Raw genomic sequence first — 13,736 nt, forward strand, 5'->3', positions numbered from 1 at the left:
CCGAATCCCGAATCCCGAATCCCGAATCCCGAATCCCGAATCCCGAATCCCGAATTTATTTCTTCTGCATCTCTTTCCACCATGATTCGTCAGCCACGATTTGGCCTTCGTCATCAAGTTGTGGATATTCTAGCCCTTTGCGCTTCGCTACCTTTGCTAAGACTGGATGGCCTCGCTCAAACAGAATGCGGTTGATGGTCTCTTTTGGTAGGGCGCTTTCCTCACGTTCGTACATACCAGCGGCTTCACGCTGACGCTGCGCTTCATAAAGAATCACCGCACTGGCGACTGAGACATTCAAAGACTGCACCATACCGATCATTGGAATAATGATGTCTTGGTCTGCGAGTTTCTTTGCTTGCTCTGAAGCGCCAATTTTTTCGCTACCAAGAATGATCGCCGTTGGCTTGGTGTAGTCGATTTCACGAAAGTCGACCGCGGTGTCTGAAAGGTTGGTGACCAGAACTTGCATGCCTTGTGCTTTGAGTTCGGTAATCGCAGTTTCAATCGAATCGTGAGTATCCACTTCAACCCAGTTGCGTGCCCCTGCTGAGGTGTGGGTCAGTGTGCGCATTTTGTCGGGCCAAATCGCATGAACTTTGTGTAAGCCTGTTGCGTCAGCGGTACGGATCACTGCAGAAACGTTGTTCGGCTTATGAACTTCTTCAAGGCACAGGGTGAGGTCGGTTTGGCGTGCTTTTAACACCTGATGGATGCGGTTGTAACGTTCTAAATTCATAATAAATAGGGATATAAAAAAATCGCCACCCAGAGTGTGGGTGGCGATAGAGTTTAGTTCTTTCTTCGTCTGACTCGAGTCGCCTGTGGCATGGTCTTAATCTTACGCATGATGCCAGCAAGGTGAACACGATCTTTGGTGGTTAGCAGAACGGTAACGGTGTACAAGCGACCGTCGCGTTCTTCGGTTGAAAGACCGTGAATGTTCGAACCGGTTTTCGAAATCACATTGGTCAATTCCGCTAACGCACCTTGGTTATTGAGCATATCGACTTTCAGTTCCGCGATGAACTCTTTGTCGTACTCTTCAGACCAAGCGACTGCCATGTATTTGTCCGGCTCTTTCTGGTATCCGCGAACGTTTGGACACGTTTCACGGTGAACCACAAGACCACGACCTGGTGATACGTGAGCAATGATGTGGTCATCCGGTATAGGGTGACAACAATTTGCGAAAGTCAGTAGCAGACCTTCTGCACCACGGATTGGCAGCTTCTTGTTAGATTCGTTTGGAATCGAGCTTGTGGTGGTTAATTCATCAGTGTCACCCAATAAGCGACGTGCGATGACGATACTCATCAATTCACCCAATCCAATGGCTGCTAGCAGATCATCGACGCTTTCTAGGCGCAGATCCGTCAGCACTTCTTGGATGTTTTCTGGGTAGATTGAATCAATCGAATGACGACCTAAAGCGTGATTCAGTAGACGACGGCCTAAGGTAATCGATTCTTCACGACGCATGGTCTTCAATACTTGACGAATCTTAGTGCGAGCGCGAGAAGTCACGACATAGTTCAACCAAGCTGCGTTTGGACGCGCACCTGGTGCACTGATGATTTCTACTGTCTGACCGTTCTTCAGTGCCTTACTTAGTGGGTAAGGGTTACGGTCAACACGAGCACCAACACAAGAGTTACCGACATCAGTATGTACGGCATAAGCAAAGTCGACAGCCGTTGCGCCTAATGGCAGTTCAACGATACGACCTTTTGGTGTGAAGACGTAAATCTCATCTGGGAAAAGATCCGATTTTACGTTTTCAATGAATTCGAATGAGTTACCAGCGCTTTGTTGTAGCTCAAGCAGGCTTTGCATCCAACGCTGAGCTTTCACTTGCGCTGTTGTACCAGACTTGTCGCCCTTGTCTTTGTATGACCAGTGCGCAGCGACACCTTTGTCCGCCATTTGATCCATATCTTCGGTACGGATCTGAACTTCAACTGGCACGCCATGTGGGCCAACCATAGAAGTATGTAGCGATTGGTAGCCGTTCGCTTTCGGTACCGCAATGTAATCTTTCATGCGACCAGGACGGGGCTTATACAAGCTGTGCACTTGGCCTAGAACGCGATAACAAGTATCGGCAGTATCAACAACCACTCGGAAAGCGTAGATATCCATGATGGTGTGGAAACGCTGTTCTTTGGTTTTCATCTTGTTATAGATGGAGAACAGGTTCTTTTCACGACCTAACACGCGCGCATTCAAGCCAACATCTTCGAGTCGACCTTCAATTTCGCTGTGAATACGTTGGATCATCTCTTTACGATTACCACGTGCCGCTCTTACCACTTCTTTTAGAACGCGGTAGCGGTTCGGGTAAAGCGCTTCGAAGCCAAGCTCCTCAAGCTCCGTTTTGATATTGTGAATACCAAGACGGTGAGCCAGTGGCGCGTAGATTTCCAGGGTTTCGCGAGCAATACGGCGTTTTTTATCGGGGCGCAGGGCACCTAACGTGCGCATGTTGTGCGTACGGTCAGCCAGTTTGATCAGGATAACGCGGATGTCTTGCACCATCGCCAGAACCATCTTACGGAAGTTCTCGGCTTGAGCCTCTTTCCTATCGCGGAATTTGAGTTTGTCCAGTTTAGATACACCATCAACCAGCTCAGCGACGGTATTGCCGAATTTCTCTTCGAGATCTTCTTTTGTAACGTCACAGTCTTCGATGACGTCATGCAGCAAAGCAGCTTGGAGGGTTTCGATATCGAGGCGCATTTCGGCCAAGATTCGAGCCACAGCGACTGGGTGGATGATGTATGGTTCACCGCTTGAGCGGGTTTGCCCTTCATGGGCATCTCTTGCTACCACATAAGATTGACGCAGAGCCTCAATTTGAGGCTCTGTTAGGTATTCTTGGGCAACGTCTTTGAGGCTATCGAATAGATACAAATTATAGGCCCGGGAGGTTGTTGAATTCTAAAGTCAGAATTAACGGTTGTGAGCGATGCTGCTTACTGCCGCTAGCTCTGCCGCTTCTTGCTCTTGCTGTTCTTGACGTTCACGAGCGTCTAGAACTTCTTTAGTAATTAAACCTTCTTCGATTTCGCGTAGAGCGATAACCGTTGGCTTATCGTTCTCTTCTGGCACTAGTGCATCTTTACCGCCAGTTTGCATTTGACGAGCGCGGCGAGCCGCAATCAGTACTAGGTCGAAACGGTTGCCAACTTTTTCAACAGCGTCTTGAACAGTTACGCGTGCCATGAGGACTCCAAATAGTTAACTAAATTTTGAATGACGAGAAAGTATACAGTCTCAGCGTAATATTTACTAGCGATAAGACGTGCAACAACAATGACTTTCTATATAAGCAATATAAGCTTCCTTACCGTAATAAAGAAGCGAAAATTTGTGTTTCAGTGCAGAATTACTCTGCTAGAAGCGCGTCAAGCATACCTTTATATTTAGCAGCTTGCTTTTCTTCCTTCAATCTTTCCGCACGTAGAATGGCTTTAAAGTCCATTAATGCAGTATCGAAATCGTCGTTTACGATTACGTAATCGTACTCGTTGTAGTGTGAGATTTCAGATTTTGCTTCTGCCATGCGTTTTGCGATCACTTCTTCGCTGTCTTGACCACGAGTGTTTAGACGGCGTTCTAGCTCACCATTTGATGGTGGTAGGATAAAGATGCTTTTCGCTTCTGACATTTGCTCACGGATTTGACGTGCGCCTTGCCAGTCGATGTCTAGGAAAACGTCGATGCCTTTGTTTAGCGTTTCTTCAATCCATACGCGTGATGTGCCGTAGTAGTTACCAAACACTTCTGCGTATTCTAGGAAGTCGCCTTGTGCAATCAGAGCTTCAAACTCTTCTTTTGCAACGAAATGGTAGTGGATACCGTTTTCTTCGCCAGGGCGCATGCCACGAGTAGTATGAGACACAGACACTTTCATTGCATATGTTGGGTTACGCTCCAACATTGCTGAGATCAAGCTAGATTTACCTGCGCCGCTAGGTGCAGATACGATATAGAGAGTACCTTTGCCCATTGTACTGTTCCACTTTTGGTTGGATTGAGTGAATGCCGAAAGAAGTCTCGACCTTGTTGTCATGCCAATGACGTTTATTCACGAGATTGGTATAACGATAGCACTGGCGTTGATGATTTCCTCATCAAACTGCTTGAGATTGGTGATAAACCCGCCAGAAAAATGGAGGCGAAGAGTATCATGATCTCCCTGAGGTTGCTAGCCGATCTTTTGGATCTTTGAGGTGTGGTATGAATTCGCCTTCTTTATACAGAAACGAAAAAAGGGGAAGCTTTCACTTCCCCAGGCGTGCGACTGACTCACACTTAATTTTCGGAGCAACCACAACCACTTTGGTTACTACTTTTCAGATGACGAGTGCCTATTAGCCTTGCGACTCTAGGTAGTTGATCCATGGACTCACTACTTGTCTCATCGAATCCGATTGTGCTGCTTTCTTCATTGATTTAAGCGCTTGAGTTGGCTGATTCAATTCAAAGAAAGCCATGCCGCGGATGTATTGCAATTCTGCGGCTTGCGAGCGCGATGCATCAGAGGCAGGCGTCGCAGCAAACTTAGAAGCGGCTTGGTATTGCTTCGCTTGAATCATCAAACGGGCAATTTTTAGCTGGCTTTTTGTCTTCGGGGCCAGTTGATAAGCGGTTTGATAGGTATCAATCGCATTATCAAGCTCTTTAGACTGCTGCCAAAATGACGCTAAACGCTCTAAGTTTTCTTGGTTTGTTTCGATATTACCGTTTGCCATTTCATCTTTTAGAATCTTTGCCGCGCGGTAAGGGATCTCTTGATAAGCAAGGAAGTTTACTAGACGTAAGTACTCTTTCTCTTCTTCAAACAAACCCAGTTTATAAGCCATTTCCAAAGCAGAAAGTGCATTCTTGTCTTGGTTCAGCTCCATATAAGTACCAGAAAGTTGCATCCAGTAGCGCTTTTTCTGTGGGTACTTGGTGGTTAGGATCTTAAGAACACTTGCAACGCTCTTCATTTGACCTAGCTCGTAATGAGAAGCCATCAGAAGCATGTACCACGATTCACTTGGATTCTTCGTCATTGCAATTGCTTTTTTAGTTGGTGCGATTGCTTTACGGTAGTCTTCCATTTGAACGTAAGCACTTGCTAGCGTGATGTAAGCGTGTGCTTGTGGCTTTTCTTTCGTTGTTTCAGCTACGGCAAACCACTTTTCCATGGTTTTAACCGATTTCTTAAACTGTTCTTCAGCAAGATATAGCTGAGCAAGGCTGTAACGAACTTGCTGTGCAACGGGTACTGGAAGAGCATCTAGAGAAAGCGCTTCTGCAAAGTACTTAGATGCCTTTACATAGTCGTCTCTCATTGAGTACAAGAAGCCCATCTGTTGCAGCAGTACTGCACGGTCATACTTCTTCGAAGTTTTGCCGAGTGCCTTGTTCAATCTTTCGATTGCATCAGAGTATTTCTCAGTCGCAATCAGTTCTTGAACTTTGTTAACGACTTTAAATGTTTTATCAGAAAGCTGTGGCGAATCTTTGGCAACAACAGGTGTGCTAAGCACACCCATTGTTAACGCAACAGAAGCCAGCAATGTCTTGAGTAATTTCATATTGTGACTCCCTAGTTGGTGGTGAACTCAATTTCTTGAGCCATGCGCGAGGCCACCGGTTGTCCATCAACCATCTTAGGTTTGAAAGTCCATTTTGATACGGTCTTTCTTGCTGCTTTACCCAAACCAAGTCGACGAGGTGTCTCTTTTACTACTTTGATGTCTTCAACCGCGCCGCGAGCGTTAACGGTGAATTCAATCAATACCACGCCTTTCTCTAGACCTGACTTCGCCGCTTTACGAGGCATTTGAGGTTGGAAAGTCGCCAATGGTACTGGACCACCCGATCCCGCTACTGAACCACCGCCCTGAGAGTAGTGACCAAGTACTGAACCACCCGTAACATTAACTGGTAGGTCAAGTTTCGGCATGTCCATTGGGATTTGATCCATCACCGGTTTGACCGTAGACGTCACCTTCATTTCAGGTGGCGGTGGCGGACGTTTCGGTGGTGGTGGTTTTGGTAGTTCGCGCTTTTTCTCCTGTATTTTTTCGTCCGGTTTAATGCGAATGAATTCAACCATACGGAGATCATCATTCGACACTAGCTCGTGGCGCTCTTTGTTTACTAGCTTGTCCATCCCCCAGAACAATCCGAGGGAGACAATGAGCGCCAGTGCAATTGAGGCCAGATACCGCATAGGCTTAATCCTTATTGGTTGCGGCAATGGAGATGCTTTCTACACCTGCCATCTTAATCTGGTCCATAACCTTCACGACTACACCAGCGTTAGCTTCAGTATCCGCTTGGATAACAACCGCACCGTCTGGGCTTTCTGCACGTAGACGTTCGATGTTGGCACGTACTGCATCTACTTCGATGCGACGTTTATCAACCCAAACATCACCCGCAGCGCCGATGGCAACCATGATGTTACCTTTCTTCACGGTTTGCGCTGAGCTTGCCGTAGGGCGATTTACTTCTAGACCGGCTTCTTTAACGAACGATGTTGTTACGATAAAGAAGATCAACATGATGAAGACGATGTCGAGCATCGGTGTCATATCGATAGCAGCTTCATCACTGCTGTCATTGCTATAGCGTCTCTTCATGACCTATACCTCTAATTCCGTTTACTCAGGCAATATGCTTTAGCTTGTCTTCAAGCTTCTGCGTGGTGACTTTGGCTAAATGATCAAGACGAGTACTAAAGAACAGTCCTGATAAAGAAGCCACCATTCCCGCTAATGTTGGGATTGTTGCCTTTGAGATCCCCGAGGCCATTGCTCGAGGGCTTCCTGTACCTGTAACCGCTAAGATATCGAATACTTGAATCATGCCGACAACGGTGCCGAGTAGACCAAGTAGGGGACAAAGTGCAATCAGTACTTTAACGATTGGTAGTCCCTTTTTATTCTCAATATCCTGACGAGAAACGATTTCTTGTCGGATCATCTTAGCGTTCCAGCTTTTATGTTCTGAGCGCTCTTCCCAAAAGCTAACGGCTTTTTTCATTGCTTTTGGAGCGACGGCAGCGAAGTAAAACCAACGTTCTAGCAATACTGCCCACAACATGAAGCTGAGGATAAAGATGACGACAAGCACGTCGCCACCCATTCCCAAGAAGCGCCTAATTGATTCAAGTTCTCCAACTAACCACCACATAACGCCTCCTTAGCTTTCGGCTTTATGCAGTTTTTCCTGATAGCGAGCGATGAAGCCTGCACTCTGTTCTTCAAGAGTTTGAACCAAACGACGACCTTTACTGTGTACGATGGTGTACAGGAACAGTAGAGGAATTGCGACAACCAGACCAAGCATCGTAGTAACAAGTGCTTCTGAGATACCGCCAGCCATTAGCTTCGGATCACCTGTACCAAATAGTGTGATGGCTTGGAACGTACCGATCATACCCATAACTGTACCTAGTAGACCAAGAAGTGGTGCTACAGAAGCGAACAGTTTGATTGAGCTGATAAAGCGTTCAATGCTCGGTGCGTTACGTAGGATGATTTCGTCCAGTTTCGCTTCAAGATCTTCAAGGTTGTCACCTTTATGTTCTTGGTAAGCTTGGATAACTTCACCTAGAGGGTTGCCAGGAATAACAGTGTCGGATTTCGCTTGCTTACGCATCTTGCCACCGATAACCAATAGGCGTAGGTAACAAGCGAGTGCGATCAGTGCACCAACTGCACCCATAGCTAGGATTACGTAGCCAACAATACCACCTTGGTCAATACGTTCCTGAACCGTAGGGCTTTGCACAAGTAGAGACAGAATCACACCACGAGATGGGTCGATAAACAGTGGTTCGTATGTGCCGTCTGCTGCTTCAAAACCGCCAACTAGGCGAGTGATGTTTTTGCTTGGTTGACGTGATAGCTCTTCGAACTTACCAGTTTGAGGTACGTAAGTTACGTATTTGCCATCTGCGATTGCGTTAAACTCACCCACTAGGGTTACGTCACGTACCGCTTCTTTACCTTCACCGTATACAACGGTTGCTTCAGCTGTCGTTGTATCACCTGATGCAACTACCTGTTGTAGGATGGTGTGCCAAAACGCTTCAAGTTCTTGCGTTGATGGCAGTTCTTTACTTTCTGCTAGTTTAGACAGCAGAGCATCACGCTCAGGGAAAAGAACGGCGTTTTGCGAAGCGGCAAATAGACCTTTAAACTCACCAGCATACTGGCGAACCACACCAAACATCTCACCTAAAGTACCTGAACGAACGCGCAGTGTTTCAGTCAGTTCAGTTAGCTGCTTGTCGTTTTCATCAAACGTGGCTTTTAGCTCATCACCAAGTGCTTGTTGCGCTGCAAGTTCTGCACGAGCTTTTTCAAGAAGTGCAGCTTGTTGGTCACGGTTGTTTTTGAACTCAGCTTCACGAGCTTTGTTCTCTTTTGATTCAACGATACTTTCTGATTTTACGTTTTTCAGTAGCTCAGATAGGTTCTGTGGCGCTTCAGCTTGTGCACCAGAAATCATGAATAAGCTCGCTAGCAAACCAGCGGCTAGAGTTTTGAATCCTTTCATTTCTTATTCCTCCCCAGCAAATACAGGCAGTTTGATCAGCGCTGGTGGCGCTTGTTTCTTAGCGATACGAAGGCCTTGCTGTACAGCGATACGGTAGTTTTCAGGTAGTGACTCCCATTGACGGGTTTGTTGATTCCACATACCTGTTTCACCGCCATCCGGAGATTGGAATAGAAGCGCAGTACGACCAATACGTAGGAAGTCGTAAGTCACGGTCTCGCCGTTGCGCTCTAGGCTAGCTTTGTAAGATTCAATCGAGCGAGAGAAGCCTTCTTCGATTTGATACGCTTCCATCACTTTACGGAATTTTTCTGAAGTCGTTACGTCTGCACGGTCCATTAGGTCGCGCAGTTCATTGACCCGCTTGGTACGCTCTTCTTTTTGGAAAGGAAGGTCAAGCACGACGAATTCATCTAGTGCATCGATCATTTTCAGCGTTAAAGGCACAACCTCAGTCGCTGTTTGGTCGATTTGAGCAATCTGGTTGTTTAATGAATCCAATTCGCCTTGTTGCGATTGAACCATACGATTGATTTGCTCGTTGTAGACTTTCATGCTGTCGATTTGGCGAAGCAAGCCTTTGTATTCAGCTAGCATGCTTTCCGCGCTTTCAGCATATCCGTCGATTTTTTGTTGAGAAACTTGTGCAGAGGTGTTGGTTTTTGCTTGAGTAGAAATTACCGAACCTGAATCTGCCGCTATAGAACTAGCACTTACAGACAGCAGTGCAGTGGTAATAGCACTCACGCCAAATCTCTTTAACGTCATAGTAGCATCCTTGTCAGTGTATAAAGTCAGTCGATAAGGGCGCGGGAAAGTCCCGCGCCAAAAAGGGTTTTAGAAGCCGTATTCAAGTTGTAGGTAGTAGAAACGGCCTGTGTTGTCGTGGAATGCGAAGTGGTAGCCTTCTGCTTCATTGTAGAATGGCGCCAATTCGTTAGTTACGTTACGGATACCAACAGCAACTGTTGCGTTTTCGATACCTGTGTACGCAAGCTGCGTGTCCCAAGTTGTAAGGGCATCAACTTCTGAGTGCTCTGCGGTTTCGTAACGAGTGTCGTAAGAGTGTGTGTAGTTCACGATGTTTGTGAACGCAAAATCTTCGTAACCGTAACCAAGCGTTGCTTTACCCTTGAAGCGAGGACCACCGTAGTAAGTACCGATGTAATCTTCTAGGTTGCCATCTGAATCGCTTTGCTTGTACTCGATGTTGTAAGTACCAGCTAGTTTCACTAGGAAGTCACCGTAGCTATCTGTTGATAGGTCGTATTTCACTTCACTATCGATGCCGCTTACTTGTTGCTTAGCAACGTTCACGTACTCATCTAGGATGTAGTCGATATCACCGTTTGCTTTACGAACAACGTTCGGGCTGTTTTCATCGATAAGCTTCTGTGCACCTAGTGTGTCGATCTTGTCATCATTCACGATGTAGAAGTAATCAACTTTTACAGATAGGTCTTCAAGTGGCTCAATAACAGTACCGATGTTAAATGACTGCGCAGTTTCTGCATCTAGGTCTTTGTTACCTTGGCTGATAACTTTGTATTGACCGCGAGTGTCAGTTTGCGGGTCGTAAAGTGTTTGGTAGCTTGTAGATGCGCCCGCGTTAACTTCAGGTAGAGTTGGCGCTTTAAAGCCGTGGCTGTATGAAGCACGGAATAGAACTTCATCCATTGGTTGGTAACGAACTGCCACTTTCGGGCTGAATGCTGAACCAAAGTCGCTGTAGTGCTCCGCACGACCAGCAAGCTGAACTTCAACCTCTTCGATAACCGGTGCAACAAGCTCTACGTAACCTGCAAATACAGTGCGGTCACCATCTGAACTCGTACCACCACTGCCGATGATTTCACCAGCTTCACCTAGCGGATCTGGTGTGTCTGAACCGCCTTCGTAACGGAACTCACCGCCTACAGCAACATAAGCATCACCACCTGATAGCTCGAATACTGGGAAAGATGCACCAGCATTGATAAAACCAAGTTTAGATTCACCCTTACGTTTTGTTTCAACGCGAGCACCATCTAGTGAAGATGATGGGTTATTGGTTACGAATGGGTTGTAAGCACCGCTATCGATCGCCGCTTGGTAGCCTGCGATTGTTAGGTAGTTCTTACCTACGTTTTCAGTTTCTGTGTAGTGGTAACCAGCATCGGCTGTCCAATCTACATCAGTATCAAACCAGTTTGCGTAACCTTCAGCACCAGCAACAATACGGATTGAGTCTGTTGTGATTTCGTTGATACGGTTACCAGCTTCTAGAATACGGTGACGCATAGTTACGTCTTCACCGTACGTGTTATTTGGGTTGTCTTTGGAGATAGTCACGTTTTGGAAGTCAGGCGTCGGTGCCGAGATAGTTTTTGATTCCACTCGGTTAAGACTTAGCTCCGCAAACAAGTTTGTATCTTCGTTTAGCTGGTGGTTAAGGCTAGTTAGGAAGTTGTAACGATCGCTTTCTGGGATCATTGCAATTTCTTCGTTGTAGTTGTAGTTACATTCTGCACTACCACCTGGACATAGTGATTCCCATGTTCCATCTTCTTTGTAAACACGACCTGGTGTACCAGCAGAGCTGCGCCAGTCATAACCACCTTGTGAAGAGTGGTCTGCATTCTTCGTGTTTGGACGATCTTTCATCATGATGTTGCCTTTTTGGACAACGTTTAGAGACGCCATGATGTTTGTTGCGTCATTAAATGTTTTACCGCCAGTTAGTGTAACGTCTAGGTCTTCACCATCGCTGTAAGAGGTTTGGCCGCCATTTAGACGAACATCAAAGCCTTCGTAATCACGCTTAAGGATTACGTTTACTACACCACCGATAGCATCTGAACCATAGATTGCTGATGCGCCATCTTTGAGAACGTCGATACGTTCAACAGCTGAAAGTGGGATTGAGTTTAGGTCAACGAAAGTGTCGTTTAGGTTTTGCGCAAACGCGTAGTTTGCTACACGGCGACCGTTAAGTAGAACTAGAGTACGGCTCGCACCAAGACCACGAAGAGAAACACCAGAAGTACCTGCAGCAAAACTGTTAGTAAATGAGCTGCCGTAGCTGCCTGCACCATTCTGTGTTAGTCCACGTAGGACATCATCCACGCTTACAGCACCCATCTTAGCGATGTCATCTGCTGTATATACGTCTACTGGGTTTGGACCTTCCATGTCCGTAGTGGAGATACGTGAACCTGTTACCTTCATCTTCTGAAGTTGTTCAACTTGCTGCTCTTCTGCCTGTGCTGCTAGAGGTGCCACTGCTGCGGTTCCCAGTGCAAGGCTGATCGCAACAGATAAAGCGGTTGTGTTTTTATACATCCTTGTTGCTCCGATTATTATTATTTCCTATGTGCGGTCATATAAAGACCAATTATGACGTTAATATTTCGTTAACGTTCTGGACATGTATAACCGAGATGAAAAAAGGAAGTCAAACCAGTGGTAAACAGAGATAAAGAAATGTAAAAAAGATGTAAAAAACCAAAAGTGATATGAATCGCAGCACATTTTGCTACGTGGCGTTTATAAACCGAGATCAAATTTTAATAAAACACCGTATTTTGTGTTTCTTGTAAAGATTAATGACTTATCTTGCCTATAGTTTTTAAGTGGGCGATTAGTACTGAAAGTTGGTGTATATGTAGAGAATTATTCTGTTATGAGGTTTTTATGGAATGCTCTGTATGTTAACTCGATCGCATGGGGTGGTATCAGAATATGATACCCACCGTAATAAAAGGGCTCACTCGTATTTTAGGGTCAAATGGAAGTTAGGTTGTTTTGTCTATTTATTCTTCATATTTGCATGTTTATATAGGGTTTTGGCTCTAGAGTGCCTAGATTGATATTCTGTGTGAATTGGTTTTGTGGTTTTTTATAATTATTTACAAAAACATTTCTATTTTTCGACATCGGAAGAAGTTTGTCATGTTTTGGATTCAAACACTTGAAGCTTACTCAGATTCAAGATAAATATGACGCTGAAATTATTGCAGTAGTGGAAAAAACTGGCTTTTGAAATTCAGGGAGTGTGTTTCAACAGCTTTAGTTACTACAGGATAGAAATGCACCATTTTGGGCCGGATTTTTCCTATCCAACCCCGCCTAATAATGGACAGTAGACAAGGAGCAAGTTGTATATGCTGTCGTACTTTTTACGCCGTTTAGCGCTGGTGATCCCAACGTTTCTCGGAATTACCATTCTTATCTTCGCGATCACTCGATTTGTTCCCGGTGGGCCAGTAGAGCGCATGCTGTCACAAATGCAAGCACAAGGTGATGGCGCCGCTTCAATGACCTCAGCTGGTGGTAACACCGCACTTTCTGATGAGCAAATCGCAGAACTTAATGCGTTTTACGGTTTAGATAAACCAGTCATGGAAGCGTATGTTGAGTGGTTAAGTCGCTTGGTTACGCTTGATTTGGGTGAATCTACCCGATACTACGAACCGGTATCTGACATGATTGCCGAGCGTTTACCAGTATCTCTGTTTTATGGCGGAATGACCTTTTTTATCAGTTACTTTATCTCAATTCCGCTTGGTTACTATAAAGCGTTGAAGCATGGCTCCGTGTTTGACTCCGCTTCTTCCATTCTTATCTTCGTTGGCTACGCCTTACCGGGTTATGTGGTTGGTGTTTTGCTGATTACGCTATTCAGTTATCACCTAGAATGGTTCCCAATGGGGGGCTTTGTTGGCGATGATTTTGATGATTACGAAACCTTCTTTGAGCGCGCTAAAGACATTATGTGGCATGCGGTATTGCCTCTGATCTGTTACTTGATTGGTGACTTTGCAACGCTGACGATGACGATGAAAAACAACCTGATGGAAAACTTATCGTCAGATTACATTCGTACTGCGATTGCTAAAGGTTTACCGTTTAAGAAAGCGGTACGTAAGCACGCTTTGCGCAATAGCTTGATTCCTATCGCTTCTCACTTTGGTAATTCACTTTTGTTCTTTATGACAGGTGCGTTCCTTATCGAAGTAATCTTTAACATTGATGGTATCGGTCTGCTTGGTTATGAATCCATCATGGAGCGTGACTACCCTGTAGTAATGGGCATCGTAGCTATCAACGCGGTATTACTGCTGATTGGTAATATCATTTCAGATATCTGTGTTGCTTTAGTCGACCCACGTGTGAAGTTTGGAGCGTAA

The 13,736-nt window shown here is 45.6% G+C and carries 12 protein-coding genes; 1 reads left to right on the plus strand and 11 read right to left on the minus strand.

Features of this window, described 5'->3' with window-relative positions; translation table 11 throughout:
* Positions 1-55: 55 nt before the first annotated feature.
* The 11 genes from trmH to GXP65_RS16385 form a co-directional block, all read right to left on the minus strand.
* Positions 56-739, minus strand: coding sequence for a tRNA (guanosine(18)-2'-O)-methyltransferase TrmH (gene trmH, locus GXP65_RS16335; RefSeq protein ID WP_005430068.1), 684 nt, complete (start codon positions 737-739; stop codon positions 56-58).
* Positions 740-792: 53 nt separating this feature from the next.
* Positions 793-2,913 carry a bifunctional GTP diphosphokinase/guanosine-3',5'-bis pyrophosphate 3'-pyrophosphohydrolase gene (spoT, locus tag GXP65_RS16340; RefSeq protein WP_005434453.1) on the minus strand — a complete coding sequence of 707 codons (2,121 nt, stop codon included), beginning with the start codon at positions 2,911-2,913 and terminating at the stop codon, positions 793-795.
* A 39-nt stretch (positions 2,914-2,952) separates the two neighbouring features.
* On the minus strand, positions 2,953-3,225 hold the full coding sequence (gene rpoZ, locus GXP65_RS16345) for a DNA-directed RNA polymerase subunit omega (RefSeq protein WP_005379346.1): 273 nt from the start codon (positions 3,223-3,225) through the stop codon (positions 2,953-2,955).
* A gap of 163 nt (positions 3,226-3,388) precedes the next feature.
* Entirely contained in the window at positions 3,389-4,012 is a 624-nt protein-coding gene (gene gmk, locus GXP65_RS16350) for a guanylate kinase (RefSeq protein WP_005430186.1), read from the minus strand.
* Positions 4,013-4,376: 364 nt separating this feature from the next.
* A complete protein-coding gene (locus tag GXP65_RS16355; protein ID WP_005448461.1) occupies positions 4,377-5,591 on the minus strand; it encodes a hypothetical protein in 1,215 nt (404 codons plus the stop codon).
* Between the two features lie 11 nt (positions 5,592-5,602).
* Entirely contained in the window at positions 5,603-6,232 is a 630-nt protein-coding gene (locus GXP65_RS16360; protein WP_005430078.1) for an energy transducer TonB, read from the minus strand.
* 4 nt (positions 6,233-6,236) lie between these two features.
* Positions 6,237-6,644 carry a biopolymer transporter ExbD gene (locus tag GXP65_RS16365; RefSeq protein ID WP_005430119.1) on the minus strand — a complete coding sequence of 136 codons (408 nt, stop codon included), beginning with the start codon at positions 6,642-6,644 and terminating at the stop codon, positions 6,237-6,239.
* A 25-nt stretch (positions 6,645-6,669) separates the two neighbouring features.
* Entirely contained in the window at positions 6,670-7,197 is a 528-nt protein-coding gene (locus GXP65_RS16370; protein ID WP_005430146.1) for a MotA/TolQ/ExbB proton channel family protein, read from the minus strand.
* A gap of 9 nt (positions 7,198-7,206) precedes the next feature.
* On the minus strand, positions 7,207-8,568 hold the full coding sequence (locus GXP65_RS16375; RefSeq protein WP_045420059.1) for a MotA/TolQ/ExbB proton channel family protein: 1,362 nt from the start codon (positions 8,566-8,568) through the stop codon (positions 7,207-7,209).
* 3 nt (positions 8,569-8,571) lie between these two features.
* The gene (locus GXP65_RS16380; RefSeq protein ID WP_012126803.1) at positions 8,572-9,336 is read right to left on the minus strand and encodes a DUF3450 domain-containing protein; all 765 of its coding nucleotides are present in this window, start codon (positions 9,334-9,336) and stop codon (positions 8,572-8,574) included.
* 69 nt (positions 9,337-9,405) lie between these two features.
* A complete protein-coding gene (locus GXP65_RS16385; RefSeq protein ID WP_005430143.1) occupies positions 9,406-11,889 on the minus strand; it encodes a TonB-dependent receptor in 2,484 nt (827 codons plus the stop codon).
* Positions 11,890-12,710: 821 nt separating this feature from the next.
* Here GXP65_RS16385 and GXP65_RS16390 point away from each other — a divergent pair.
* Positions 12,711-13,736 carry an ABC transporter permease subunit gene (locus GXP65_RS16390; protein WP_005430070.1) on the plus strand — a complete coding sequence of 342 codons (1,026 nt, stop codon included), beginning with the start codon at positions 12,711-12,713 and terminating at the stop codon, positions 13,734-13,736.

The organism is Vibrio sp. LB10LO1 (assembly GCF_010092875.1).
In the GTDB taxonomy this organism is placed as follows: Bacteria; Pseudomonadota; Gammaproteobacteria; order Enterobacterales; family Vibrionaceae; genus Vibrio; species Vibrio campbellii.